Annotated in this window: 23 protein-coding genes; 13 read left to right on the forward strand and 10 right to left on the reverse strand. The window is 51.9% G+C overall.

Translation table 11 applies throughout. From position 1 onward, the window contains the following. Positions 1 to 168: 168 nt before the first annotated feature. Entirely contained in the window at positions 169 to 747 is a 579-nt protein-coding gene (locus tag C2U41_RS03580) for a LuxR C-terminal-related transcriptional regulator (RefSeq protein WP_003835695.1), read from the reverse strand. A gap of 428 nt (positions 748 to 1,175) precedes the next feature. Between C2U41_RS03580 and C2U41_RS29270 the strand changes: the two genes are divergently transcribed. Beyond that, entirely contained in the window at positions 1,176 to 1,346 is a 171-nt protein-coding gene (locus C2U41_RS29270) for a hypothetical protein (RefSeq protein WP_158655874.1), read from the forward strand. A 17-nt stretch (positions 1,347 to 1,363) separates the two neighbouring features. Here C2U41_RS29270 and C2U41_RS03585 read toward each other — a convergent pair whose 3' ends face one another. Next, positions 1,364 to 2,539, reverse strand: a complete 1,176-nt coding sequence (locus C2U41_RS03585; RefSeq protein WP_003021972.1) for a DnaJ family molecular chaperone — start codon at positions 2,537 to 2,539, stop codon at positions 1,364 to 1,366. 246 nt (positions 2,540 to 2,785) lie between these two features. Here C2U41_RS03585 and pheP point away from each other — a divergent pair, with 246 nt between their 5' ends. The 5 genes from pheP (at position 2,786) to C2U41_RS03610 (ending at position 8,850) form a co-directional block, all read left to right on the forward strand. After that, entirely contained in the window at positions 2,786 to 4,180 is a 1,395-nt protein-coding gene (pheP, locus tag C2U41_RS03590) for a phenylalanine transporter (RefSeq protein ID WP_003021979.1), read from the forward strand. Positions 4,181 to 4,358: 178 nt separating this feature from the next. After that, positions 4,359 to 5,600, forward strand: a complete 1,242-nt coding sequence (locus C2U41_RS03595) for an MFS transporter (protein WP_003835691.1) — start codon at positions 4,359 to 4,361, stop codon at positions 5,598 to 5,600. A gap of 15 nt (positions 5,601 to 5,615) precedes the next feature. Beyond that, positions 5,616 to 6,644: a sugar phosphate isomerase/epimerase family protein gene (locus C2U41_RS03600; protein WP_044699481.1), complete on the forward strand. Its 1,029-nt coding sequence runs from the start codon at positions 5,616 to 5,618 to the stop codon at positions 6,642 to 6,644. Further along, the gene (locus tag C2U41_RS03605; protein ID WP_044712770.1) at positions 6,641 to 7,792 is read left to right on the forward strand and encodes a Gfo/Idh/MocA family protein; all 1,152 of its coding nucleotides are present in this window, start codon (positions 6,641 to 6,643) and stop codon (positions 7,790 to 7,792) included. The genes C2U41_RS03600 and C2U41_RS03605 overlap by 4 nt, the downstream gene beginning before the upstream one ends. 77 nt (positions 7,793 to 7,869) lie before the next feature. Next, positions 7,870 to 8,850, forward strand: a complete 981-nt coding sequence (locus C2U41_RS03610; protein ID WP_103849056.1) for a LacI family DNA-binding transcriptional regulator — start codon at positions 7,870 to 7,872, stop codon at positions 8,848 to 8,850. A gap of 3 nt (positions 8,851 to 8,853) precedes the next feature. Here C2U41_RS03610 and C2U41_RS03615 read toward each other — a convergent pair whose 3' ends face one another. From C2U41_RS03615 to C2U41_RS03630, 4 genes are all read right to left on the reverse strand, one after another. Then, entirely contained in the window at positions 8,854 to 10,098 is a 1,245-nt protein-coding gene (locus tag C2U41_RS03615) for a mechanosensitive ion channel family protein (protein ID WP_003835682.1), read from the reverse strand. Positions 10,099 to 10,162: 64 nt separating this feature from the next. After that, the gene (gene nfsB, locus C2U41_RS03620) at positions 10,163 to 10,816 is read right to left on the reverse strand and encodes an oxygen-insensitive NAD(P)H nitroreductase (RefSeq protein ID WP_003021982.1); all 654 of its coding nucleotides are present in this window, start codon (positions 10,814 to 10,816) and stop codon (positions 10,163 to 10,165) included. A 119-nt stretch (positions 10,817 to 10,935) separates the two neighbouring features. Beyond that, on the reverse strand, positions 10,936 to 11,304 hold the full coding sequence (locus C2U41_RS03625) for an MmcQ/YjbR family DNA-binding protein (RefSeq protein ID WP_016149755.1): 369 nt from the start codon (positions 11,302 to 11,304) through the stop codon (positions 10,936 to 10,938). Continuing rightward, positions 11,304 to 11,885, reverse strand: coding sequence for a TetR/AcrR family transcriptional regulator (locus tag C2U41_RS03630; protein WP_104427092.1), 582 nt, complete (start codon positions 11,883 to 11,885; stop codon positions 11,304 to 11,306). Before C2U41_RS03630 ends, C2U41_RS03625 begins: the two co-directional genes overlap by 1 nt. A gap of 189 nt (positions 11,886 to 12,074) precedes the next feature. Here C2U41_RS03630 and C2U41_RS03635 point away from each other — a divergent pair, with 189 nt between their 5' ends. Both C2U41_RS03635 and C2U41_RS03640 read left to right on the forward strand, forming a co-directional pair. Then, a complete protein-coding gene (locus C2U41_RS03635) occupies positions 12,075 to 13,187 on the forward strand; it encodes an MBL fold metallo-hydrolase (protein ID WP_003835671.1) in 1,113 nt (370 codons plus the stop codon). Positions 13,188 to 13,204: 17 nt separating this feature from the next. Continuing rightward, positions 13,205 to 13,546, forward strand: coding sequence for a RamA family antibiotic efflux transcriptional regulator (locus C2U41_RS03640; RefSeq protein ID WP_003021996.1), 342 nt, complete (start codon positions 13,205 to 13,207; stop codon positions 13,544 to 13,546). 21 nt (positions 13,547 to 13,567) lie between these two features. Here the strand turns inward: C2U41_RS03640 and C2U41_RS03645 are convergent, their stop codons facing one another. Continuing rightward, positions 13,568 to 13,816, reverse strand: a complete 249-nt coding sequence (locus C2U41_RS03645) for a DUF1158 domain-containing protein (protein WP_003835669.1) — start codon at positions 13,814 to 13,816, stop codon at positions 13,568 to 13,570. A 67-nt stretch (positions 13,817 to 13,883) separates the two neighbouring features. After that, positions 13,884 to 15,002 (reverse strand): YbdK family carboxylate-amine ligase, encoded by a 1,119-nt coding sequence (locus C2U41_RS03650; RefSeq protein WP_103849055.1) that lies wholly within the window; start codon positions 15,000 to 15,002, stop codon positions 13,884 to 13,886. 142 nt (positions 15,003 to 15,144) lie between these two features. On the opposite strand from C2U41_RS03650, the gene C2U41_RS03655 reads away from it, so the two are divergent. Continuing rightward, complete coding sequence (locus C2U41_RS03655; RefSeq protein ID WP_054528172.1) at positions 15,145 to 15,864, forward strand: GNAT family N-acetyltransferase; 720 nt, start codon at positions 15,145 to 15,147, stop codon at positions 15,862 to 15,864. Here C2U41_RS03655 and entD read toward each other — a convergent pair. Both entD and C2U41_RS03665 read right to left on the reverse strand, forming a co-directional pair. Next, entirely contained in the window at positions 15,839 to 16,492 is a 654-nt protein-coding gene (entD, locus tag C2U41_RS03660; protein WP_054528173.1) for an enterobactin synthase subunit EntD, read from the reverse strand. The two genes, C2U41_RS03655 and entD, sit on opposite strands and share 26 nt — an antisense overlap. 49 nt (positions 16,493 to 16,541) lie before the next feature. After that, positions 16,542 to 18,815, reverse strand: a complete 2,274-nt coding sequence (locus C2U41_RS03665; protein ID WP_003835658.1) for a TonB-dependent siderophore receptor — start codon at positions 18,813 to 18,815, stop codon at positions 16,542 to 16,544. A gap of 253 nt (positions 18,816 to 19,068) precedes the next feature. On the opposite strand from C2U41_RS03665, the gene fes reads away from it, so the two are divergent. The 4 genes from fes to wzz(fepE) all read left to right on the forward strand — a co-directional run bounded on the left by fes (position 19,069) and on the right by wzz(fepE) (position 25,783). Next, on the forward strand, positions 19,069 to 20,286 hold the full coding sequence (fes, locus tag C2U41_RS03675) for an enterochelin esterase (RefSeq protein ID WP_072213447.1): 1,218 nt from the start codon (positions 19,069 to 19,071) through the stop codon (positions 20,284 to 20,286). A 30-nt stretch (positions 20,287 to 20,316) separates the two neighbouring features. After that, the gene (locus C2U41_RS03680) at positions 20,317 to 20,535 is read left to right on the forward strand and encodes an MbtH family protein (RefSeq protein WP_003835654.1); all 219 of its coding nucleotides are present in this window, start codon (positions 20,317 to 20,319) and stop codon (positions 20,533 to 20,535) included. Continuing rightward, positions 20,532 to 24,422, forward strand: coding sequence for an enterobactin non-ribosomal peptide synthetase EntF (gene entF, locus C2U41_RS03685; protein WP_103849053.1), 3,891 nt, complete (start codon positions 20,532 to 20,534; stop codon positions 24,420 to 24,422). Before C2U41_RS03680 ends, entF begins: the two co-directional genes overlap by 4 nt. Before the next feature lie 227 nt (positions 24,423 to 24,649). Continuing rightward, complete coding sequence (gene wzz(fepE) / locus C2U41_RS03690) at positions 24,650 to 25,783, forward strand: LPS O-antigen length regulator Wzz(fepE) (protein ID WP_103849052.1); 1,134 nt, start codon at positions 24,650 to 24,652, stop codon at positions 25,781 to 25,783. The last annotated feature ends 11 nt before the right edge of the window (positions 25,784 to 25,794 follow it).

Raw genomic sequence — 25,794 nt, forward strand, 5'->3', positions numbered from 1 at the left:
GTATGTGTTAATACGTTGAGTTGTTGGCTATGGTTGGCACGCGGATGTGCTACCCGGTAATGGATTTTGGAAATAGGGTTCCCTTCCGTGCGATGCGGAATTAAAAAAGCGAGTCGAAAGAAAACCTCTTTAAATAATAACCGTGATAATTGTCCTTAAATAAGTCAGTTACGGCTGGCTATAGTGGGAAATGGTGTACTTGAGCCGGGTGTTATTTTTGCCGAGTTTTCTGGCAATATTGCTTTTGTACGCCCCGATGGTTTTTTCACTTTTTTGTGATGCCCCGGCGATTTGTGTCAGTGACCATCCTCGGGCAAGCATCATCATTACGTTAAATTCGTTAGCTGTAATTTTTGTGTGTAGTTCTTTGATACTTTGTTGTTTTTTGTTTTGCGTGATACGTGTGACGGTCTGTAATAGCTGATCAAGGCTGGTGTCTTGATCGAGAAATTGCATGTTCTTCCCGCAAACGGTTTGAAAAATGGCAAAGGTAGCTTCATCTGCCAAAACAATAATTTTGGTGACAGGTCGTAAAGCCATGTTGCGGATAATCCTGGCATATTTTAAAAAATCTGATTTGTCAGGATTAATGATGATGCAATCCGTTTCATAAGGGAGCATTTTGACAGCAGAAAGTGTCTGGGAGGAGTAGTACGTGATATCAATAAATAATGATGAGCCACGTAGGATTTCTCGCATGCCTAGCCAAGGGTAAATTGAGTCACCCAAAAAAATAGCTTTTGACATAACGATCTCCTTGAAATTTTGGTGCAAGCAGTCGCCTCTTTTTTTAGGTTAAAAAAGAGTTTCTTGCGACGCGTGAAATGTTAATTAAATCTCGTATAACGTTCTGTGCTGTGAACGTATCCTTATTAATTCCAGATCAAACAGAAATTCTCTGTATTAATTAGAATCATTAACTATCCTTAAAGTGGATATTACACTTTGTTAAAATTTAAGATAAATCGTTTATTTCAGCTCTGCGTAAATGATTGATAGATTTCGCTTATGGATCGGGATAATAATAAGAAGGAGGTTTGTATAAAGGCAGGGTATTCCTAGGGTTAAAGAAAGGTATTTATATGTAATGGCTTTAATTTCAATAAGATACTCATTTTTCTTCATGGGATTAATTGAGGGTAGGAGAATTCTTAATCCTGGCCAGGACGTAGGAGGTGGAAGGTCAGGAGAAGAGGGAAATATTGCCGAATTTACACCTATCGGCTAAAAATAGGATTATCCCAGATGATATTTCTACGTTAAAGCAATTTATTAGTGCTTTATCCTTTTTTGGTCTTTTTGTGCCTAATGTTGAAATCTGGCTTGCAGGTGTCATTTTGTCTTAATGCGCTAGCGATAGCGCTTAGCCCGCCAACAGCTCCTGCTCAACCTGTTGCACCTGTTGTTCCAGCGTATTGCGGATTTCCGTAAGCGCCCGTTGTTGATCGGAGAAGTAGGCCTCTTTATCTGTCACGGAGGTGGCAAGCCGCCAAGCGTTCTCCGCTTCCAGTTCGGTAATCTCTTTCAGCAGCGCGTTAATGTGTTCTCTGAGCTGTTGTATTTTGCTGCGTAAATGCTGCAAATCGTTCAATCGGTCACTCGCCATCATCGGTTCGAGGCCGCTTTGCAATTGAGTCAGTAGCGCCCGGACGGCGGCAAGATCGGCATTTTGGCGCGCCTGGTTAAGCTGCACCATCATCTGATGCGCTTTCTCTTTCAGATCATCGGCTACCACGTCCGGGTGGCAAAGACGGCTGGCCTGACGCCACAGGCGTTTTAGCTCATTACGTTCATCAGAGGAAAGCCGCTGGTCACGGCTAAAACGATGCTGCGCATCCTGCTGCTGCTCCTGATATTCATCATATTCATGGCTGGCCTCTTCCTGTGCCTGACGGGTTGCGCTGTCGTCCTGGCGAGAAAAGTCGTTTTCCAACTCACGAATCTCCGCCAGCAGGGCGGTAATCAGTTCCGTTTGTTGCTGAATACGTTGGCGTGTTTCCACCGATTCGCGCGAATCTGAATTCTGGTTCATCCAGTGCTGCTTGAGCCTGGCCAGTTGATCAACAGCCTGGGAAATATAGTGCTGGCAGGATTGATAGTCTTTTTCCCGGCGTTTTCGCTCCGCTTCCTGTTTGCGCTGGGCGCTGGCGGCGAGCTGTTTACGCAGTTCGAGAATGCGGCTCATCAGCGGTCCAAGACGAAGGTGATACAGATCGTTGAAATCATCGAGGATTTGAATGCGCGTGTTGCGCTTATCGATCAGGTCACGCAGCTGTGTTTCGAGCGCTTTGAGTTCCAGCTTACTGGCGGCAATGGCTGGATCCTGCCACGTAGAGACTGCCCGTTGAGATTGCAGCCAGGCCGAGATTTCACGCAGGGCATCACTAAAGCGTCGTTCTTCGATCGCCTGCACAATGGTGCCTGGCACGACGGATAACGGCTCATTTTTAAGATGCGCCACCTGCTGGAAAATAATCTCCTCATCTTCCAGTTCAATAGCGCTTTTGACGATTTCCAGTCGTTTGATGATCTTATTCATGACAGTCGTTGCCTGGCCTGGCTAAAAAACGAGTGGCTGAAGTACAACAGGTTCACCCGTTTGAAAATGTTAGAAAAACAGTAAAGCGCATTCTGTGGCCTGCGATGCCTTTTCGTCCAGAATAATTCACGGTAATTATGAACAAACGCAATGCTACGGGCATAGCAGGTCCTTATTGCGCCTTGCGACAACCAGGTTGAAATGTTAAAAGAAGCCCCTTCAATAAAAACGACACAGGGGAAGGGCGTGAAAAACGCGTCAACTGCATCTGACACCAGCGTGTCTGATGCCGCGTCAACAAATGAGCCGACGCTTCAACGAGGGTTGCAAAACCGCCATATTCAGTTAATTGCACTGGGCGGTGCAATTGGTACGGGCCTGTTTTTAGGCATTGGCCCGGCTATTCAGATGGCGGGACCTGCGGTGTTACTGGGTTACGGTGTGGCCGGGATCATCGCTTTTTTGATTATGCGTCAACTGGGCGAAATGGTAGTGGAAGAACCTGTTTCCGGATCCTTTGCCCACTTTGCCTATAAATACTGGGGACCGTTCGCGGGTTTTCTGTCCGGTTGGAACTACTGGGTGATGTTTGTGCTGGTCGGTATGGCGGAACTGACAGCGGCCGGGATCTACATGCAGTACTGGCTGCCCGATGTCCCGACCTGGATTTGGGCCGCGGCATTCTTCGTGATCATCAACGCCGTCAATCTGGTCAACGTACGTCTGTATGGCGAAACGGAATTCTGGTTCGCACTGATTAAAGTGCTGGCCATTATCGGCATGATTGGTTTTGGCGTGTGGATGCTGTTTTCCGGTAACGGCGGGGAACATGCAAGCATCGATAACCTGTGGCGTTACAACGGCTTTTTTGCTACCGGCTGGAACGGATTAATTCTGTCGCTGGCAGTGATTATGTTCTCCTTTGGCGGGCTGGAGCTTATCGGGATTACCGCCGCGGAAGCGCAGGATCCGCAGAAAAGCATTCCAAAGGCGGTAAACCAGGTGGTGTACCGTATCCTGCTGTTTTACATCGGTTCTCTGGTAGTGCTGTTGGCGCTATACCCGTGGGTGGAAGTGAAATCCAACAGCAGCCCGTTTGTGATGATATTCCATAATCTTGATAGCAACGTGGTGGCTTCTGCGCTGAACTTTGTCATCCTGGTGGCTTCGCTGTCGGTGTATAACAGTGGCGTCTACTCTAACAGTCGTATGCTATTTGGTCTCTCGGTTCAGGGGAACGCGCCGAAGTTCTTAACCCGCGTCAGCCGTCGCGGCGTACCGGTGAATTCACTGATCCTTTCCGGTGCTATTACGTCGCTGGTGGTACTGATCAACTATGTGCTGCCGCAAAAGGCCTTTAGCCTGCTGATGGCGCTGGTGGTGGCGACGCTGCTGCTGAACTGGATTATGATCTGCCTGGCACATCTGCGATTCCGGGCGGCGATGCGTCGCAAGGGACGTGACACGCAGTTTAAAGCGCTGCTGTATCCAGCAGGGAACTACCTGTGTATTGCTTTCCTTGGCATGATCCTGGTGCTGATGTGTACGATGGATGAGATGCGCCTGTCAGCTATCCTGCTGCCAGTGTGGATCATTTTCTTGTTTGTGGCCTTCAAACTGCTGCGTCGTAAGTCCCGCTAAGTTTCTACCTATCTTGTTGCTACCGATCCCATCGTCAGGATGGGATCGGATCCTCCCTCAACGTTTATCGTGACCGTTCTCGCAATTTTGCTTTTGCTGACAGGATCTTTATTTTGTAATCGATTACTTTTCTATTGAATCTATTTGTAATCGATTACTTTTTAAGGGTGGGGCAAAAATGGTGTCAACAACCGAAAGTAGTGGAAAACAGAGCGTACAGTACCGGCTGCTGGTGCCCCGGCTGTCGCTAATGATGTTCTTACAGTTCTTTATCTGGGGAAGTTGGTCCGTCACGCTGGGGCTGGTGATGAGCCAGCACAACATGTCACTGTTGATTGGGGATGCGTTTTCAGCCGGGCCCATTGCTTCTATTCTGTCGCCGTTCGTCTTAGGGATGCTGGTAGATCGCTTCTTTGCCTCGCAAAAGGTGATGGCAGTGATGCACCTTGCTGGTGCGGCAATCCTGTGGTTTGTTCCGCAGGCATTGGTGGCGCAAAACGGCGCGCTGTTGATTGGTCTGCTGTTTGGCTACACGTTGTGCTATATGCCAACTCTGGCGCTTACTAACAACATTGCTTTTCATAGCCTGTCGGATAAGGACAAAACCTTCCCGGTGGTGCGGGTGTTTGGCACCATTGGCTGGATTGTTGCGGGGATCTTTATCGGTGTAACCGGAATTTCAGACACCACCGGCATCTTTACGCTGGCGGCGATTATCTCTGTGATTCTGGCACTCTACAGCCTGACGCTGCCCAACACACCAGCACCGGCGAAAGGACTGCCGGTAAAAGTTCGCGATCTGTTTTGTGCGGATGCTTTCGCCTTACTCAAGGTTCGTCACTTTTTTGTTTTCTCACTCTGCGCGACGCTCATCTCTGTGCCGTTGGGAACCTATTACGCATATACCGCGTCGTTTCTTGCTGATGCGGGCGTTGGCGACGTCAGTACGGCGATGTCATTTGGTCAGATGTCTGAAATTTTCTTCATGCTGGTAATCCCTTTCCTGTTCAGACGCCTGGGCGTGAAATACATGTTGTTAATCGGGATGTGCGCCTGGTTCGTGCGTTATGCCTTCTTTGCCCTCGGCATCAGCGAAGAGGGCAGATTCCTGCTGTATCTCGGCATTCTGCTGCACGGCGTGTGTTACGACTTCTTCTTCGTGGTCGGCTTTATTTACACCGATCGTATCGCCGGGGAAAAAGTAAAAGGTCAGGCGCAAAGCATGATCGTCATGTTTACCTATGGGATCGGGATGCTGCTGGGCTCGCAAATTTCAGGCGCACTTTACAACCGGCTGGTGGCGGGGCAAACCGTGCCTCAGGCATGGACCACATTCTGGTGGATCCCGGCAGTAGCTGCCGCAGTCATTGCCGTGATTTTCCTTTTCTCTTTCAAGTATGACGATAAAGAGCAGGCGTAATTTTTAGGAGGGGTTATGAAAACCATCAAAGGGCCTGGCATTTTTCTGGCGCAATTTATCGGGGAACGCCCGCCATTTAACACCCTGGAAGGCGTGGCAAAATGGGCAGCGGAGCTGGGCTATAAGGCATTACAAATCCCGTGTAATCACAAGTCGCTGTTTGATGTCGAACAAGCTGCTGTAAGTCAGGCATATTGTGATGATATTCGCGGGATGCTGGCCGGGCATGGGTTAGTGATTAGCGAATTATCGACCCATCTTGAAGGTCAACTGGTTGCAGTCCATCCGGCTTATGATGACGCTTTTGACGGATTTGCTCCGCCATCTGTACGCGCTAATCCGCAGGCCAGACAGGCGTGGGCCATCGAAACCTTACACCAGGCCGCTGCGGCTTCGCAAAGACTGGGGCTGACTGCGCATGCCACGTTTTCAGGTTCGCTCGCCTGGCCTTTCTTTTATCCATGGCCACCGCATAATCGTCAGCGTTTTGAAGAGGCATTTCTGGAGCTGGCGCGGCGCTGGAGACCGATTCTCGATCGCTTTGATCATCATGGGGTGGATGTTTGCTTTGAGATCCATCCCGGCGAAGATCTGCACGATGGCGTGACGTTTGAGCGTTTTCTGGCGCTGGTTGATAATCATCCTCGCTGCAACATTCTCTATGATCCTAGCCATCTGTTATTGCAGCAGATGAATTATCTTGGATTTATCGATGTTTACCATTCCCGCATTAAAGCGTTTCACGTCAAGGACGCTGAGTACCACGCCAGTAGCCGTAGCGGTGCCTATGGCGGTTACCAGCCGTGGCTCGATCGTGCCGGGCGTTTCCGTTCCCTGGGGGACGGGCAGGTCGATTTCAAAACGATCTTCAGCAAGCTCACACAATATGATTTCCCTGGCTGGGCGGTGCTGGAATGGGAGTGTTGCCTGAAAGACGCGCAAACCGGGGCGCGTGAGGGGAGTGATTTTATACGCCGCCATATTATTCCGGTTTCTGCACGCGCATTTGATGATTTCGCCGCTGGCGATGAGGTACGCAAATGATACAGGTTGGCATTATTGGTAGCGGATTTATTGGACCTGCACATATTGAGGCATTGCGTCGACTCGGCGGTGTGAACGTGGTGGCGCTCTGTGATAGCTCGCTGGCGGTTGCCCAGGAACGTGCAGATGCTCTTCATATTCCTCATGCGTATGGCAGCGTTGAGGCGCTGCTGGCGCATCCCGGACTGCAGGTAGTGCATAACTGTACGCCGAATTATCTGCATGCCGACATCAATCGGCAGATTTTACGCGCGGGCCTGCATGTGTTTTCAGAAAAGCCGCTGTGTATGACGCCGGATGAGGCTCGTGAACTGGAAAGGCTGGCACAGCAGGTGGGAGTGGTGCACGGCGTGAGCTTTGTCTATCGTCAGTTTGCAATGGTGCAGCAGGCGGCCAGTATGGTCAGAAGCGGCAGCGTAGGCCGTCTGTTTGCCGTTCAGGGGAGCTATTTGCAGGACTGGATGCTGCTGGAGACTGACTACAACTGGCGGGTCGATGCTGTACAGGGCGGCAATTCGCGGGCGATAGCGGATATCGGTTCACACTGGTGTGACACGGTGCAATTCGTGACTGGAAAACGTATTGTCGAGGTGATGGCAGATTTGGCTATCGTCTGGCCGGTACGTAAAGCCAGCATTGCCAGTAACGCTACGTTTGGTCAGCAAATGGCTGATGTGCAATTTGAGGATAAAGCGGTTACGACGGAAGATCGTGGATCGGTGCTGGTACGTTTTGATGATGGCAGCAAAGGCTGCTTTAGCGTTTCGCAGGTGAGTGCAGGGCGCAAGAATCACCTGAGCTTTGAAATTAACGGTAGCCAGTGTTCACTGCACTGGGATCAGGAAACGCCGCAACAGCTTTGGGTTGGGCACCGTCAGCAGGCGAACCAGATCCTGACGGATGACCCTGGATTGATGAATGCGGATGTTGCTGCCAGTGCGCACTTTCCTGGCGGGCATATTGAGGGCTGGCCGGATGCGTTCAAGAATATGATGCAGCAGTTTTATCAGGCGGTGTCGGCAGGCAAAATGCCCGCGACGGCGGAGCGTCGATTTGCGTCATTTTCTGATGGCGCGGATGTGATGTATATCATTGATGCAATTATAAAAAGCCATCAGCAGCAGCGTTGGATATCAGTACAGCGCTAAACACGCATCCGGTTCGCCAGGCGGCGATTTTATGGTAGCCTCAACGCAAAGCGTAAACCGCAGGATGTGTTGTCGTTATGTCTATTCAAAAAATCGCTCAGCTTGCCGGTGTGTCAGTGGCGACGGTATCGCGTGTGCTGAATCACAGCGATACCGTCAAAGCCAAAAATCGCGAGCGCGTGCTACAGGCTATTGAAGAAAGCAATTATCAGCCCAACCTGCTGGCGCGTCAGTTGCGTACGGCACGTAGTTCGATGATTCTGGTAATGGTTTCCAACATTGCCAACCCTTTTTGTGCAGAGGTTGTTAAAGGTATTGAAGAGGAGGCGGAGAAGAATGGCTATCGCATTTTGCTGTGTAATTCCGGCTCGGATACAGCCCGCTCAAAATCGGCGTTGAAGTTGCTGTCGGGGAAAATCGTCGATGGCATTATCACCATGGATGCATTCTCAAAATTACCGGAACTGACTACGCTGATTGGCGACGCGCCCTGGGTTCAGTGTGCGGAATACGCTGATAAAGGTGCGGTTTCCTGCGTCGGGATTAACGATGTTGACGCTGCACAGTCGGTAATATCTCACCTGGTGGAAAAGGGCTACCAACGCATTGCCTTAATCAACCATGATCTAAGTTATAAATACGCCCGGTTACGCGAACGCGGCTATAAAGCGGCGCTACATGCGCTGTCGCTTGAATATCAGGCCGTGGAATACGCCAGTGAATTAAGTTCCAGCGCAGGAATTGCGGCGATGAAAACATTCCTTGCCGCAGAGGTGAAACCCGACGCGGTGTTTGCCGTATCGGACACGTTAGCCGCTGGTGCGATGCGAGCTATTTTCGATGCCGGATTACAGATCCCGCAGGATATCGCCGTCGTTGGATTCGACGGTACGGAACTGGCAGAAATGGTTTCCCCTCAGCTTTCGACCATTGAGCAGCCCTCGCGGGATATAGGCCGCAAAGCGGTAGGATTGCTGCTGAATAAAATAGAAAATCCTGACGCGCAGACGGAAAGGGTGATGATGGACTGGCGCTATATTTCACGCGCCAGTACCTGAGCGTTATCGCTGAAACGCGCCAGACAGTGCGCGAATATCGTTTCCGGTAGGCGACTGATGAATGCGCAGGCCAAACTCTTCGACCACGGCAAAGATATGGTCGAAGATATCAGCCTGAATACTTTCATATTCCAGCCAGACCACCGTATTGGTAAAAGCATAAATTTCGATTGGTAATCCGTGATCGTCTGGCGCAAGCTGGCGCACCATTAACGTCATATCTTTGCGAATACGCGGGTGATGACGCAAATATTCGTTCAGATAAGCGCGGAAGGTGCCAATATTGGTCATTTGGCGGTGATTCAATACCGATTCAGGCGCATCTAATTGCTGATTCCACGCGTCGATTTCCTGGTGACGCGTGGTCAAATACGGTTTCAGCAGGTGAGCTTTATGCAGTCGCTGACGCTCATCCTCATCAAGAAAATGGATGCTGGTGGCATCAATGCTGATGCTGCGTTTAATTCTCCGACCGCCTGAAGCCGACATTCCGCTCCAGTTTTTAAAAGAGTCTGATACCAGTGACCAGGTGGGGATCGTGGTGATGGTGTTATCCCAGTTGCGCACTTTGACGGTGGTTAAACCAATATCGATAACAGCACCGTCTGCACCGTATTTCGGCATTTCCAGCCAGTCGCCAAGCTTAAGCATGTCGTTGGCCGAGAGCTGTATTCCGGCCACCAGACCGAGTATCGGGTCTTTAAATACCAGCATTAGCACGGCTGCCATGGCACCCAGGCCGCTTATCAGTATTGCCGGCGATTGACCTATCAGCAGGGAAATCATCAGGATCCCGACCAGGATGGCGGCGATCAGTTTGATACCCTGAAATATACCTTTTAAGGGTAATTGGGATGCGGCTGGGAGCTTTTGTGACAGGTTAAGAATAACGTCCAGCAGAGAAAACAGGGACAGCAGGGCGTACATCATGATCCACAGCTGTGCGCAAGTCACTAATATATCGGCCGCTTCACTGCCTTTTTGTAGCCAGAGTGTGGCCTGTATATTGACGATGATACCTTGCAGCGTAAACGCCAGGCGGTGGAATAATTTGTTCTGCGTGATAATTTGCAACCACAGACGGGAACTGGTGCTGGCGCGTTTTTCAAATGCGCGTAATACCACCCAGTGCAAAATAACGTGAACAATAATGGCGGTGATAAAAATAATGCCAAAAATCATCACCAGCGAAGTGGTGTGATTTATTTCAATGCCGAGTTCTTCTACCTGAGATATCAATTCCTGCATAACGTCTCCTTAATAAACAGCGGTCTATGATGACCGCTGTGTGGAGCTTATGCAAATGTGGGGACTAGACTTCTGTCAGCGTTGTTTCCAGCGGCAGACGGGATTTCGGCAGCGCGGCGTTGAAATCTTCTACGCTGTGATGACCCACCGGGACCACCACTACGCTAGTGAAACCTTTTTCTTTCAGACCAAACTCTGCATCCATCACCGCTGCATCAAAGCCTTCGATCGGCACTGCATCCAGACCCATTGCTGCAACGCCCAGCAGGAAGTTACCAACGTTCAGGTACACCTGTTTTGCCATCCAGTGGTTGTCATCTTTCAGTTCTTTGCGATGCATATCAGCAAAGAAGGTACGACCTTTGTGGTTTGCAGCTTTAGCTTCAGGGGTGGCGAAGCGGCCATCGCTCTCTTCCTGATCCACCACGCGCTCCAGCCACGCGTCGTCCATCGCCGTTTTGGCGCAGAACACTACTACGTGGGAAGCATCCAGCATTTTACGTTCGTTGAACACAAAGCCGCCGGCTGCGGATTTGGCCACACGCGCTTTACCTTCATCAGTACTGGCAACGATAAAATGCCATGGCTGAGAGTTGGTGCTGGATGGGCTAAACTGCAGCAGCGTTTTTAATTTTTCGGCCTGCTCAGCGGTCAGTTTTTTAGTCGGATCGAATGCCTTAGTGGAGTAACGTTTTAAGGCGACAGAAACAATATCCATAACTACTCCTGGTGGTTTTTTATACCCTGCGGGTACGTTTTGTTTCAGCAGGGTACAGGGTTAGCAGGAAAAAGATAAGACAGGAAAATGCAAAAACACTTATCGGGGTTAACGATAAATCAGTCTGGACGCAGGCGTTTTTGATCCCGCTTCGGCAAGCCGTCAACGACGCGGTGCCAGGAATCATTCACCAGCTCTGCCAGTAATGACTCGGTAATGTCGTCGCCCGGATAGACCGAGATCCAGTGCTTTTTATTCATGTGATAGCCGGGTTTAATGCTGGGGTAGATCTGCTGGTTTAACAGTGATTTTTGCGGATCGGATTTCAGGTTAATAAGCGGACGTCCGCGAAGCTCCGTGACCAGCATAAAAATTTTACCGCCAACCTTGAATACATCGTATTCCGGGCCGAATGGCCAGCAGTGTTCGGTAAAAGGTAGTTCGAGCGCAAGGCGTTTCGCACAGGTAGGCAGGGTCAGGCCGTCCATTATTGTTCCTCGCGGGTTAGCGCGCGCCACATCGCTTCAAATCCCATCGATATGTATTCCTTGGCCCGGGCAGAGTCGCGGGCTGCGAACTCCATGGTGGTTTCCGCCAAAGAGAGAAAAAGGCCATCGCCGAAAGCTCGATATTCGTCAGACATAAACTCAGGTCGCACGGAGCGATGACAAAGATCGCGCAGTTCCGGGAACATATCGTCGGCCTGCTGTTCTGTTTCTTTGCTGATTTTCTCGCTAACGGCTAACTGGCGAATCGTGCGATGCCCACAGGTATGGTTCAGGCCCCAGCTAATGTAGCTGTTCCAGATATAGTGAGTCATGGTTTTGGCATCGGTCACGGAGCGATCCAGATTTGCCATCATCGACTGACAGAGATCGTGCTTTAAAAAGAGGTAAAGCTCGTTGATTAAATCATCTTTGGTCGCGAAATAGCGAAACAACGTTCCCTCCGCAACACCTGCATTGCGGGCAATTACGGCGGTAGACGCCGCAATACCTGATTGTGCAAATGCTGTGGTTGCAGCTTCCAGTAATGCCAATTTTTTGTCTTCACTCTTCGGACAAGCCACTACACTTTACCCTTAAGTTGTAAAAAGCATGATTGAATCACGGCCTTTGCAGCACCGCAACGGTGAATGTCAAAGATTGAAAATCATCTTGACGGCGAACTTTCGATTTCTATAATGAGTGCTTACTCACTCATAATCAAGAGTCAGTCACGCAAACCAGCGGAAAGGGGGCGTGTTTAAGGTCAGGATATGAAGCGTCTCACAGTTTGTGTGGTTGTTATTATGCTCATTGGCGCAGCTGCAAGTTTACCGTTTTTACTCAATGCCGGGTTTGGTCAGGCACCGAAAGGGGCACAGCTGAGTCAGGTTGAACAGTCACCGCACTATCGTGATGGACAGTTTCATAACCAGGTACCAACACCGGGCTATACCGGCAACAAAAGTATGCTGGCTGCCTGGTGGGAGTTTTTGGTCGCTAAGCGCGAAAATGCGCGGCCAGCACATCCGTTGCCATTGGTGGCGACCGATCTCGCCGGGTTATCTCCAGAGCAGGACACGCTTGTCTGGCTGGGTCACTCTTCGTGGTATTTGCAACTGGCGGGTCAACGTATCCTGATCGATCCCGTGTTTAGCAACTATGCCGCACCGCTTTCATTCCTGAACAAAGCCTTTGCCGGTGATTATCCGTGGTCCGCACAGACGATGCCGGAGATCGATCTGCTCATTATCTCGCACGATCACTATGACCATCTGGATCTCGCTACGATCAAGGCGTTAATGCCGAAAATTAAGCGGGTGATTACGCCGCTTGGCGTAGGGTCACATCTACGTTATTGGGGAATGCGCGGCGAGATAATCGACGAGATGGACTGGAATCAATCCATCAGAGTAACGGATTCGCTGATCGTTCATGCGTTGCCAGCCCGTCATTTTTCGGGGAGAGGCATCAAGCGCAATCAGACGCTATGGGCGAGTTTCATGTTTGAAACGCCGGAGCAGAACGTTTATTACAGCGGCGATTCCGGCTATGGACCGCATTTTAAAGCCATCGGCGAGCAGTTTGGCTCGGTTGATTTGGCGATTATGGAGAACGGCCAGTATGACCATGACTGGAAGTTTATTCACATGATGCCGGAAGAGACGGCACAGGCTGCGGTCGATCTGCATGCGAAAGCCGTTCTACCAGGGCATGCAGGTCGTTTCGTTCTGGCGAAACATACCTGGGATGATCCTTACAAACGACTGGCGCTTGCCAGCCGTCGTTACGATTACCGATTGCTGACGCCAATGCTGGGTGAACCGGTAATACTGTCCGCACCGGACCAACTGTTTACGGCCTGGTGGCAACAGGTGACTCAATGAATACAGGGGAGAGCATGATGACGATTTCTGCTCAGGTAATTGATACGATTGTTGAATGGATTGATGATAATTTGAATCAACCATTGCGCATTGATGATATTGCACGCCATGCGGGATATTCAAAATGGCACCTGCAGCGTCTTTTTATGCAGTATAAAGGCGAAAGCCTCGGGCGTTACATTCGGGAACGCAAGCTGCTACTGGCCGCGCGCGATCTACGCGATACCGACCAGAAAGTGTACGACATCTGTTTGAAATACGGATTCGATTCGCAGCAGACCTTTACGCGTATTTTCACCCGTACGTTCAGCCAGCCGCCGGGCGCTTATCGCAAAGAAAATCATAGCCGAACGCATTAACAGCTAAGGGTTCTCGCGGGCCTAATCCGCCAGCGAGAACCAGCGCCGCCATATGAAGCGCAAAACGAAATACTCAATCACCCCCAGCAGTAAAAACCACAGACAAAACAGCAAAGTATAAAACTGGTTGAGATCCATCAAATGAAAGGTGGCCACGAATTTTTGCGCCAGTACCAGGCCAACTGAGGGGGCGGGCAGCAGCAGACAGGACAAAAATGCCAGCAACAGGATCCCGGCGGCGGTCATCAGTGATTCAAGCGGGTGTTTCATGGTATTGTTAAACTTGAGTTAAAAAGCCATTGTCCGGGATCTCTGCGGGCAACGCAAATTCCCACGCTCAAAGCCCGGCCCAAATCTCACAATGTTTTTTCACCAGACCACTCAGTGACCCGCCTTCGGCGACGAAGTCACGCATGTTTTGTGCTTCATCATGATCATTTTTAACCTGCAGGTGTATAGCTTCAATCGCGCTGGCCGCGCCCACTTTATCCGCAGAGACAGTAACATTCTCCAGTAGTCGCAATGTGTCATCTGACAAGCGACAACCGTCGCCGGTATTGACGTCGGTGATGATTCCCGCCATACCAAAGCGACAGGCCTGAAAACGATTGAATTTATACAACAGGTAATCACGCTCCAGGTGCTTGAACGGACGTTTGGTGAGTAACCAGTGGGCGGTAGCCTGAATAAGCCCTGCCATATTGACCGCATGATCAAGGGTCAGTGGCGTATCCATTACCCGAACCTCTACCGTGCCAAAGTGTGGGCTGGGACGGATATCCCAGTGTAAATCTTTAATACTATCAATCATGCTGGTGTAAGCCAGTCGACGGAATAGCCCCTCGAATTCCTGCCAGTTATTCACCCATGGCATCGGGCCATTATCGGGAAATCCGGAGAATATATTCAGTCGCGCGCAGGCAAACCGCGTGTCGGACGTCTGCATATAAGGTGAAGCGGCAGAGAGCGCAATAAAATGCGGAACAAATCGCGACAGGCCATGCAGAAGGTATATGGCATCGTCGCCGTTTGCGCAGCCGATATGCACATGCTGACCGAATACCGTCGCCTGCTGAATGAGATAACCGAAATTTTCCAGGTTACGCCGATAGCGTTCGTCATCGCAGACTTCCTGACGTTGCCATTTTTGAAATGGATGCGTACCCCCGCCACAAATGGCGAGGTGCTGCTCTGCAGCAACCCGCGTGATTATCTGCTGCATAGCGGATAATTCAGCACTCGCCTGGTCGATATTACGACAAACTCCGGTCGCCATCTCCAGCATACTTTCCGTGATATCGTGCTTGACTTCTCCGGCGGTAAGCAGCGGCTTTACGGCGTCAATCAGCCGGGAAGAATCCTGGCTCAGGTCGTAGCCCGGAGGATTGACCACCTGCATTTCCAGTTCAATGCCTAACGTGAAAGGGTCAGAAACATGAAAATCGGGAAGTGGCATAAGACTCTCTTCAGCGTTGATTTTTAATCAGTATAGAAGGGCGGCTGATTTTCTGTTCGTTGTCAGATATTCCCTGGTGACGCTTTGAAGGTGAAATAGCTGGTGTTATAACTATTTTTTACTTCGCAACTGGGGTTGAATCGTGCCGGAAATAAATCTTTATGGGCAGACCGTCGGCGATGTTGTGCCGGACTGGAATGGCGCTGCCGTACTGCCACGGGAAACGCTTGTCGGTCAATATTGTCGACTGGTTCCTCTGGATGCCGACAGCCATGCCGCCGATCTGTTTGATGCCTACGCGCAGGCACCGGACGATCGCGACTGGACCTGGCTTGCAAGCTCTCGCCCCACAAGCGTTGAGGCTGCAGCTTGTTGGGTTGAGGGGAAATCCACTGATGCCTCTCTGGTTCCCTATGCCGTCATTGAGCAGCGTTTCGGACGTGCCGTCGGACTGGTGTGTTTTATGGCGATCGAACGAGAGCACGGTTCGGTCGAAATTGGTCATGTGACCTGGTCACCGCGCATGAAAAATACGGTACTTGGCACCGAAAGCATCTGGCTGCTGCTGCGCCAGGCGTTTGCGTTGGGTTATCGTCGCGTGGAGTGGAAATGCGATTCTCTGAACACCGCTTCGCGCCGGGCGGCGGAGCGCCTTGGGTTTATCTTCGAAGGACGCTTTCGCCAGAAGATTGTGCGCAAGGGTCGCAATCGCGACAGCGACTGGTTATCGATGATTGACGGCGAATGGCCCCGGTGTGACGCCGTGTTACAGCGCTGGCTGGCGGCGGAGAACTTTGATGAACACGGGCGGCAACGCCGGTCAATGGCGGACTTTGTTACAAAGCCGCTTCACACAGAGTAATGATGTTTTCATCATGCTGAAACCAGCGAACATTAACTTCCTGCCCGGCGAGGTTTTGCGAAAATGACGGGGTGAGTTGCACCGTTAAGTGTGTCGCTGTGAGTGCAACTATTTTGGCGCTGGCAAAACCCGGCAGCTCCGATGCCTGCGCGGAAAATGTTTTATACACGCTCTCTTTGGCGGAAAACGCCAGGGTTAAGGCGAGCGGAAAGGGAACCAAACTGAACTGTAAAAGCCGTTGTTCACAGTTATCGATAATGCCGCCAGTCAGATCAACTGCGGTTTGTGGTGTAAAAATAGCTTCTATATCCAGTCCGACGGGATGCGTCGATACCACCGCCAGCGCAGTTGACGTACTGTGGCTGATGCTGCCAAACAACTTTTGTGGCCACAGCGGTTGTCGCTGCCCGCCGATGCCAGGCACAGTTTTGATACCGTATTCACGTAATGCATGTACTGCGGCAATACGCCCCGCTAAGTGCTCAGCTTTACGCTTACGCCCACAGGATTGAAGCTGAGTATGGTGGGGAAGCCAGAACAGGTCGTGCTCTTGGAAGGTGTCGGGATCGAACTCGACAATGTGCAGCGTGTGGTCTGCGAAAGTGAGCGTTGTGTGCGTTGTGTGCATCGTCGTTATTGTTTCCCTCTCCCCGTAGCGAGGAGAGGGAGAAACGTTATCAGAAGTGCGTATTAACGCTCATGAACCACGTCCGGCCCGGTTCGTTATAGGTGTGCGCGCCAGCGCCCGCCATATAGTTCCCGGTTACAATATCGCCCGTGGTCTGGGCATTGCCTTCACGCCACAGACGTTTGTCGAAGACGTTATCCACGCCGCCAGTCAGGCTGACATTTTTCGTCACATCCCAGGTCGCGCTCAGGCCGACGATGCTGTACGGGCTGACTTCACTCGCCGAACTACCGGTTACCGGTTTACCCTGGTAATCGTATTTCTTCGGCTGCTGTTTACCGTACCAGGTGAAGGTTGACTGCAGCGATAAATCTTCACGCGCCTGCCAGCTCAGCGTTGAGTTCAGCGTGTATTCAGGAATAATCGACAAGCGCTCGCCGGTCTCTTTATTCTTACTTTGCAGCATGTAGGTAATGTTGTTGGTCCAGTTAACGGTTTCGCTAACCGGTACGTTCAACGTACCCTCCAGACCCTCAACCACTGCTTTAGGAATGTTTTCCCACTGATAGATATCAGTGTAAGTCGTCTTCCCTTTGCTGGTGATAGACGTTCTGTCGAACGGTACCGTACCCGCTTCAATCTTGTTGCGGTAATCGTTACGGAACCAGGTTACCCCGGCCAGCCAGCCGTCACGTTTGAACTCAAGACCAATCTCTTTGTTGATACTGGTTTCGGCCTTCAGGTCATCGTTGCCCATCATGTAGCAACCAATGCCCGTCGCGGAACCGGTGGCGTAGCAACCCTGGCCTTTGCTGTACAGAATGTAGTTCGGGTTGAGCTGGTACAGGCTTGGTGCTTTATAGGCTCGCGCAATCCCCATCTTCAGCGTGAAGTCATCACCCAGACCCTGGGACAGGTTCAGAGATGGGCTCCAATTGTCGCCAACGATGCTGTGGTGGTCGAAACGCAGACCCGGCGTCAACATGGTGCTGTCGGTCAGTTCCATGTTGTTTTCAGCAAACAGAGAGAAAATCTCTGCGTCTGAGTATGGGCTACGGTTGGTACTGCTCGAACCTGGAATATCACCGCCCATAAAGGTCTGTGAATTGGACAACATGTCCTTCATGCGTTGCTGGTTCCATTCGGTACCAAGCGTCAGGTTTTGGTTGACCAGCAGATCTAACGGAATGCTGACTTCACTGTGCAGCATGACGTCACTCAGGTCGGCATCGAGATATTTTTGTGACGCATTCGGGTCGAAGATACCCTCAGTACCGCCCGCCAGACCTTCAGGCGTACGGGAGTTACGTGTATGTTCGTACTGTACCCAGTTGCTGGTGGTGACGCCGTTATCCCAGCCGCCATTCCAGGTCAGAGAATAGTTCTGACGGTAAAGACGGTTGGTCTCTTTCCCGTAGTTATCTTTCACCAGTTGGTTGGTGTTAGTGTTTTGAGTGTCGCCCGCATACAGGTTGCCCTGACGGCTATAACCGGCTTCCAGCTCCAGTGACTGGAGTGGGGCGAAATCCCAGCGAACCACACCGTTAATGTCTTTGTTGATCACCCCTTCACGACCGGCTGGTAAGGTATTTGAATATGTGCCGGTACGTTCTGACTGATGACCCTGGTTGATGTCCCATGCGTCGGCCTGGGTTTTATCGAGATTACCGTACAGGCGGAAGCTGAAATCCCCACCCATTGGACCATTCAGGCTAAAGTTGGTGCGCTTGGTCGATCCTTCGTCTTTGTGTTCCGGGGCGTTGAAATAGGTATCCCAGGAACCGTGCCATTCATTGCTGCCTTTTTTGGTGATGATATTCACCACGCCGCCAGCTGCGCCATTGCCATAGCGTGCCGCGGCAGGACCGCGCAGCACTTCAATACGCTCAATCATTTCCGGTGGAACCCAGGCGGTATCGCCGCGGGTATCACGCTCGCCGCGCCAGCCCTGGCGTACGGAGTTACGGCTGGTAACCGGTTTACCGTCGATCAAAATCAGGGTGTTTTCTGGCCCCATGCCGCGAATATCGATCTGGCGGTTGTTGCCGCGCTGACCGCTGGTTGAGTTACCGGTCAGGTTAACGCCAGGCATGGTACGGATGATTTCCGACACATCGCGAGCGGGAGGGTTCTTACGAATTTCATCAGCGGTAATGGTTGACACGCCCGGCGCCTGTAGGTTCTGCTGGGCGGCGGTAACGACGATGGTGTCTTCATGAGAGACAGCTACGCTATCGGTTTGATCTTCTGCCATTGCTGGCAGGGCTACCCCGTAAATCCCTAAATTGACCAATAAGGCCAGTGAATGAATCTTGTTGTTCATTGTATGTCCTGCTGTTCTTTTAGCCACGAGTACCAATGTGCCTCGGTGCGGCATTTGGTCTGATGTCGCCCGCATCTGCGTAAACTATCCATTCCAGAAAAAGTACGCAGCGCCAGGTCGGTTTATAAGTGGTGAAAAACTGTGCGCGCTTCCCACAGCGCGACAATACGCTATTGCAAATGCAAATGGTTATCAATAATATTATCAATATATTTCACGCTAGATCATAAAATTTCACAATAAACATGGGGTTATGGCGGTGACGACGTTAAAGATGGGAAGCGAGGCGTGGTGGCAGTCAAAAAAAGGCCCGGAGTGGGAGCGTGAAGACAACGGAAATTATCGGGTAACCTTCTGGTGGCGTGACCCGCAGGGAACGGAGAAAGAGTCAGCCATTCATCGCGTGTGGGTCTATATCACTGGCGTCACCGATCATCATCAAAACGCTACCCCTCAGTCGATGCAACGCATTGATGGAACAAATGTTTGGTGCTGGCGTGTTTCTCTCAGCGCCAACTGGCGCGGCAGCTACTGTTTTATCCCGACAACACGAAACGATATCTTTTCCTCGCTGGCGGTGGGCGCAGCGCCTGACCGAAGCGTACTGCGTGAAGGCTGGCGGCAATTGCTGCCGCAGGCCATTGCCGATCCCCTTAATCCGCAGAGCTGGCAGGGCGGTCGCGGTCATGCGGTGTCTGCGCTGGAAATGCCGGAGGCGCCCGTACAGCCCGGATGGGATCGACCTGAAAACCCCGATTCACCCGCAGTTTGCCTGCAATGGCGTAGCGCCAGGCTCGGTAATACGCGTCGCGTATGGGTATTTACCACCGGAGAGGCCCAAGCGGAATCTCGTCCGCTGGCTATCCTGCTGGATGGGCAGTTTTGGGCACAGAGTATGCCGGTCTGGCCTGCGCTAACTTCACTTACGCATCGTGGACACCTTCCTCCTGCCGTTTATCTCCTGATTGATGCCATCGACACGGCTCACCGTAGCCGCGAACTGCCGTGTAACGCGGATTTTTGGTTGGCGGTACAAGAGGAGCTGTTGCCGCTGGTGAAGACGACGACCGCATTCAGTGACGATCCGCAGCGTACTGTGGTCGCCGGACAAAGTTTTGGCGGGTTGTCATCGCTGTATGCCGGGCTGAACTGGCCCGCGCGCTTTGGCTGTGTTCTTAGCCAGTCGGGCTCTTACTGGTGGCCGCATCGTGGTGGTGGTCAGGACGGAGTGATCGTCGAGCAACTGAAGACTGGGACCATCAGCGCTCAGGGACTGCGTATTGTCCTGGAAGCGGGGATCCGCGAGCCCATTATTTATCGCGCTAATCAGGCGTTATATGCCCAGTTACCTTCTGCACTACAGTCTATTTTCTGGCGTCAGGTTGATGGTGGACACGATGCGCTTTGTTGGCGCGGCGGTCTGATGCAAGGGCTAATGACGCTCTGGCAACCGCTTACCGACACGATTTAACCGGACGACGTTCCACGACAGGAGTTGAGTATGGAATTCAGTAACCCCTTCGATAATCCGCAGGGCCAGTTTTACATTCTGCAAAATCCCCAACGTCAGTTTAGCCTTTGGCCGCAGCAGTGTTCACTTCCTGCTGGTTGGCAAATTGCTTGCGAACCCCAATCCCAGGAAGCCTGCCAGCAATGGCTGGATGCAAACTGGACCACGCTGACGCCCGCGAACTATGTCGATGTGCAGGAGGCTCCATGACTCAGCGTTTACCGTTAGTGGCGGCTCAGCCGGGGATCTGGATGGCGGAAAAACTCTCCACATTGCCATCGGCGTGGAGCGTGGCGCACTACGTAGAATTAACCGGCGAACTGGACGCGTTGTTGCTGGCGAAAGCGGTTGTGGCGGGCCTGGAGCAGGCCGATACCTTGCGAATGCAGTTTAGCGAAGATAACGGCGAGGTCTGGCAATGGGTGGATCCTGCGCTCACTTTTGCGCAACCCGAAATCATCGATCTGCGCGAAAAATCCAACCCACATGAGACGGCGCGTGCGTTGATGCAGGCAGACCTGCAGCAGGACATACGTGCTGACGGCAATAAGCCGCTGGTTTTTCACCAGCTTATACAGGTGGGAGATAAACGTTGGTATTGGTATCAGCGTTACCATCATTTGCTGGTCGATGGCTTCAGCTTCCCGGCCATTACCCGCCAGATAGCCGCAATCTATCGCGCATGGCTAGATGGCGAGTCTACGCCAGACTCGCCTTTTACGCCGTTCGCCGAGGTGGTGGAAGAGTATCAACAGTACCGTCAAAGTGATGCCTGGCAACGCGACGGAGCCTTCTGGCGCGAGCAGCGAAAACAACTGCCACCACCGGCTTCACTGTCGAACAATCCGTTGCCGGGACGCTCGGCCAGCGCGGATATTATTCGCATAAAGTTAACCGCGCCTGAAGGAGCGTTTCGCCGGCTTGCGGCGCGCATGCCTGACGTTCAGCGTGCGGATCTGGCCCTCGCGCTGGTGGCATTGTGGCTGGGTCGTTTATGCAGCCGAATGGATTATGCCGCCGGGTTTATCTTTATGCGGCGCATGGGCTCGGCGGCGTTGACGTCCACTGGACCGGTTTTAAACGTTCTGCCATTTGGTGTGAGGCTGGATGCGGCAGAAAGCTTGCCTGCGCTTGCACAACGACTGGCCGGGCAGTTGAAGAAAATGCGTCGGCATCAACGTTATGATGCCGAACAAATCGTTCGCGACAGCGGGCGTGCAGCCGGTGCAGAGCCGCTGTTTGGCCCGGTGCTGAATGTGAAAATATTCGACTATCATCTGAATATTCCCGGCGTTCAGGCGCAAACTCATACGCTGGCGACAGGACCGGTGAACGATCTTGAACTGGCGTTGTTCCCGGATGAAAACGGCGGGCTGAGTATTGAAATCCTGGCCAATAAACAGCGCTACGATGCAGAAACGCTGGCGCAGCATGCCTCGCGTTTAATCGGGCTTATCGAGCAGTTTGCTGACAATCCTTCGCTATGCTGCGGCGACGCCGGGATGCTGTTGCCTACAGAACATGAGCGGCTGGCGAAGATTAACGATACGACCGTGGAGATCCCGTTCACTACGCTTAGCGCACTGGTGACACAGCAGGCCGATAAAACGCCGGATGCCCCGGCGCTGGCCGATGCCCGTTATCAGTTTAGCTATCGCGAAATGCGCCAGCAGGTCGTGGCGCTGGCGAGCCTTCTGCGCGAACGCGGCGTCCGTCCTGGCGACAGCGTAGCAGTGGCATTACCGCGTTCTGTGTTCCTGACGCTGGCGCTGCACGGTATTGTGGAAGCCGGAGCTGCCTGGCTGCCGTTGGATACCGGATACCCGGAGGATCGCCTGCGGATGATGCTCGAAGACGCGAAGCCAAAATTGTTGATAGCGACTGAAGAGCAACTGGCGCGTTTTAGCGATATCCCAGGGCTGGAAAGTCTCTGCTATGACTCGCCGCTGCCAGCAGAAGATGCTGCTCCGTTGGCGCTATCTCAACCCAATCATACGGCCTATATCATTTTTACTTCCGGTTCTACCGGTAGACCAAAAGGGGTGATGGTTGGGCAAACCGCCATCGTTAACCGTCTGCTGTGGATGCAAAATCACTATCCGCTGACCGCAGATGATGTGGTGGCGCAAAAAACGCCATGCAGTTTTGACGTCTCGGTATGGGAGTTTTTCTGGCCGTTTATTGCCGGGGCAAAACTGGTCATGGCAGAACCTGAAGCGCACCGCGATCCGCTGGCGATGCAGCAGTTCTTTGCCCGTTATAGGGTGACGACCACGCACTTTGTCCCCTCTATGTTGGCCGCTTTTGTCGCTTCACTGACGCCGGAAACCGCGCGGGAGAGTTGCGCCTCTCTGAAACGGGTATTTTGCAGCGGCGAAGCCTTGCCAGCCGATTTATGCCGTGAGTGGGAGCAGTTGACTCATGCGCCACTGCACAATTTGTACGGACCAACGGAAGCTGCGGTCGATGTGAGCTGGTATCCGGCCTGGGGAGAAGATCTCGCTGCCGTAACCGGCAACAGCGTGCCGATTGGCTATCCGGTTTGGAATACCGGTTTACGCATTCTGGATGCCATGATGCGCCCGGTGCCTTTCGGCGTAGCGGGGGACCTGTATCTGACGGGGATCCAACTGGCGCAAGGCTATCTGGGGCGTCCGGATCTGACGGCGAGCCGCTTTATCGCCGATCCGTTTAACGTCGGTGAACGTATGTACCGTACCGGAGATGTGGCGCGCTGGCTGGAAAATGGCGCGGTGGAATACCTCGGGCGCAGCGATGACCAGCTTAAAATTCGTGGACAGCGCATTGAGCTCGGCGAGATTGACCGGGTGATGCAGCAGTTGCCTGATGTCGAGCATGCCGTTGCCCATGCCTGCGTATTCAACCAGGCTGCGGCGACAGGCGGCGATGCGCGCCAACTGGTGGGGTATCTGGTGTCGCAATCGGGTTTGCCGCTGGATACGACTGTGTTGCGGGAACGTCTGCGCGAAAAACTGCCTGCGCACATGGTACCGACGGTATTGTTACAACTGGCGGAGCTGCCGCTTAGCGCGAACGGCAAACTGGATCGTAAAGCGCTACCGATGCCGCAGTTGATGTCGCGTGTTTCCGGGCGCGCACCGCGAACAGGGACTGAGACCACCATCGCGCAGTCTTTTGCGGCCTTGCTGGATTGTGAGGTGAATGATGTAGAGGCTGATTTCTTTGCGCTTGGTGGGCATTCGCTGCTGGCGATGAAGCTGGCAGCGCAGTTGAGCCGCATTTTTGAGCGTCAGGTGACGCCCGGGCAGATTATGGTGGCTTCCACCGTGGAACAACTGAGCGCATTGCTGGAGAGCAATGATGATGAACAGTCGCAGCGTCTGGGATTTGAGACGCTATTGCCACTGCGTGAAAGTTACGGCCCAACGTTGTTCTGCTTCCATCCGGCGTCGGGTTTTGCCTGGCAGTTTAGCGTGCTGTCGCGCTATCTCAGCCCTCAGTGGTCGATTATGGGTATTCAGTCGCCACGACCGGATGGCCCGATGCAGACGGCGGAAAATCTCGACTCGGTATGCGAACATCACCTGGCAACGCTGCTCAGTCAACAACCTCACGGACCTTACTATTTATTAGGTTATTCGCTGGGCGGCACGCTGGCACAGGGGATCGCCGCGCGCTTACATGCCAGAGGAGAGACGGTTGCATTCCTAGGGCTGTTGGATACCTGGCCGCCAGAGACGCAAAACTGGCAAGAAAAAGAGGCCAATGGTCTGGATCCAGCGGTGCTGGCGGAGATCGAGCGTGAACGCGAAGCCTTTCTGGCGACGCAGCAGGGGAATGCGTCAGAGGCCTTATTTAACGCTATCGAAGGCAACTATGCCGATGCGGTTCGCCTGCTCACCACGGCACACAGCGTGCCGTTTGCAGGCCACGCCACGCTGTTCGTTGCTGAGCGTACCTTAGTGCCGGGTGTCAGCCCTGAACGTAGCTGGGCCCCGTGGATATCCAGTCTGGATGTTTACCGCCACGACTGCGCGCATGTTGATATTATTTCCCCCGCCTCGTTTGAGGTGATAGGGCCAATCATAAACACCCTGATCAATAAATCGGTATAACCAGACTTATTTCGTTATCGGAACGATCGAATAACTCCATAATGTAAATGATATGTTATGGAGTTGATCTTCTTGGGGACAGAGGGCGATTAAAGGGGTGAATAAATTCCTAATATAATTTTTGGTAGGGCTTCCAGCACAAAGAGTGTTTCGGATTATTCTGACTAGCTGGTAGACTCTCCCTACAGAAATGCTTTTCTTTTGGGAAAGTTTTCAGGTCACGCAACATGTCATCATTAAATATTAAGCAAGATAACGTTTCGGAATTTACTGGCTATCCTCAGCCAGCGGCAAACGCAAATGAAATCGATTTAGTGAACCTAATCGAAATCTTATGGCGAGCAAGAACGAAAATTATCGCGACCGTTTTCGCCTTTGCTTGTGTGGGTATTCTGGTATCTTTCCTGCTTCCGCAAAAATGGACCAGTCAGGCAATCGTGACCCCCGCAGAACCGGTTCAGTGGCAGAGTCTCGAGAATACGTTGACCAAATTGCGCGTGCTGGATATGGATATTAGCGTTAACCGTGGTGATGTGTTTAACCTGTTTATCAAAAAATTCCAGTCGCCTTCATTATTAGAAGAATATCTGCGCTCTTCACCTTACGTGATGGATCAATTGAAAGGCGCCGATATCGACGAAATGGACCTGCACCGGGCAATCGTGAGGCTCAGTGAAAATATGAAAGCGACCGACAGCAATGCAGCAAAAAAGAATGAAACTTCGCTGTATACCTCATGGACGCTGAGTTTTACCGCACCTCAGGCCGAAGAAGCTCAGTCTGTGCTGAAGGGATATATCCAGTATATTTCTGATATTGTAGTGAAAGAAACGCTGGAAGATATTCGCAATAAACTGTCCATCAAAACCAGCTTCGAAAAAGAAAGGCTGGAGATGGATCGCGTCAGGCTCAAGAACCAACTGGAAGCAAATATCCAGCGACTGAACTACTCGCTGGAGATTGCCAATGCCGCCGGGATTAAAAAGCCGGTCTACAGTAATGGCCAGGCGGTGAAGGATGATCCCGATTTCTCTATTTCACTGGGTGCTGACGGCATCGAACGTAAATTAGAAATAGAAAAATCAGTAACGGATGTTGCTGAAATTAACGGTGAATTACGTAATCGGCAGTATCACGTTGAGCAACTGTTAGCGATGAATGTGAGCGACGTAAAATTCACACCGTTTAAATATCAACTTACGCCTTCGCTGCCGGTGAAAAAAGATGGCCCGGCTAAATCAATGATCGTTATTCTGGCCGCATTACTGGGTGGAATGGTGGCGTGTGGTGGCGTTCTGCTGAACTATGCCATGGTGTCGCGTAAGCAAAAAATGACGTTTATTGATCAGCAACTGGTGTGATGAATTATCGT

Origin of the sequence: Citrobacter freundii complex sp. CFNIH4 (assembly GCF_002934505.1) — a bacterium.
GTDB lineage: Bacteria > Pseudomonadota > Gammaproteobacteria > Enterobacterales > Enterobacteriaceae > Citrobacter > Citrobacter freundii.

Coding starts and splice junctions, on each gene's coding strand:
- C2U41_RS03580 (WP_003835695.1), bottom strand. CDS start 747: ATGTCAAAAGCTATTTTTTTGGGTGACTCAATTTACCCTTGGCTAGGC.
- C2U41_RS03585 (WP_003021972.1), bottom strand. CDS start 2,539: ATGAATAAGATCATCAAACGACTGGAAATCGTCAAAAGCGCTATTGAA.
- C2U41_RS03595 (WP_003835691.1), top strand. CDS start 4,359: ATGGTGTCAACAACCGAAAGTAGTGGAAAACAGAGCGTACAGTACCGG.
- C2U41_RS03600 (WP_044699481.1), top strand. CDS start 5,616: ATGAAAACCATCAAAGGGCCTGGCATTTTTCTGGCGCAATTTATCGGG.
- C2U41_RS03605 (WP_044712770.1), top strand. CDS start 6,641: ATGATACAGGTTGGCATTATTGGTAGCGGATTTATTGGACCTGCACAT.
- C2U41_RS03610 (WP_103849056.1), top strand. CDS start 7,870: ATGTCTATTCAAAAAATCGCTCAGCTTGCCGGTGTGTCAGTGGCGACG.
- C2U41_RS03615 (WP_003835682.1), bottom strand. CDS start 10,098: ATGCAGGAATTGATATCTCAGGTAGAAGAACTCGGCATTGAAATAAAT.
- nfsB (WP_003021982.1), bottom strand. CDS start 10,816: ATGGATATTGTTTCTGTCGCCTTAAAACGTTACTCCACTAAGGCATTC.
- C2U41_RS03625 (WP_016149755.1), bottom strand. CDS start 11,304: ATGGACGGCCTGACCCTGCCTACCTGTGCGAAACGCCTTGCGCTCGAA.
- C2U41_RS03635 (WP_003835671.1), top strand. CDS start 12,075: ATGAAGCGTCTCACAGTTTGTGTGGTTGTTATTATGCTCATTGGCGCA.
- C2U41_RS03640 (WP_003021996.1), top strand. CDS start 13,205: ATGACGATTTCTGCTCAGGTAATTGATACGATTGTTGAATGGATTGAT.
- C2U41_RS03645 (WP_003835669.1), bottom strand. CDS start 13,816: ATGAAACACCCGCTTGAATCACTGATGACCGCCGCCGGGATCCTGTTG.
- C2U41_RS03650 (WP_103849055.1), bottom strand. CDS start 15,002: ATGCCACTTCCCGATTTTCATGTTTCTGACCCTTTCACGTTAGGCATT.
- entD (WP_054528173.1), bottom strand. CDS start 16,492: ATGCACACAACGCACACAACGCTCACTTTCGCAGACCACACGCTGCAC.
- C2U41_RS03665 (WP_003835658.1), bottom strand. CDS start 18,815: ATGAACAACAAGATTCATTCACTGGCCTTATTGGTCAATTTAGGGATT.
- fes (WP_072213447.1), top strand. CDS start 19,069: ATGGCGGTGACGACGTTAAAGATGGGAAGCGAGGCGTGGTGGCAGTCA.
- C2U41_RS03680 (WP_003835654.1), top strand. CDS start 20,317: ATGGAATTCAGTAACCCCTTCGATAATCCGCAGGGCCAGTTTTACATT.
- entF (WP_103849053.1), top strand. CDS start 20,532: ATGACTCAGCGTTTACCGTTAGTGGCGGCTCAGCCGGGGATCTGGATG.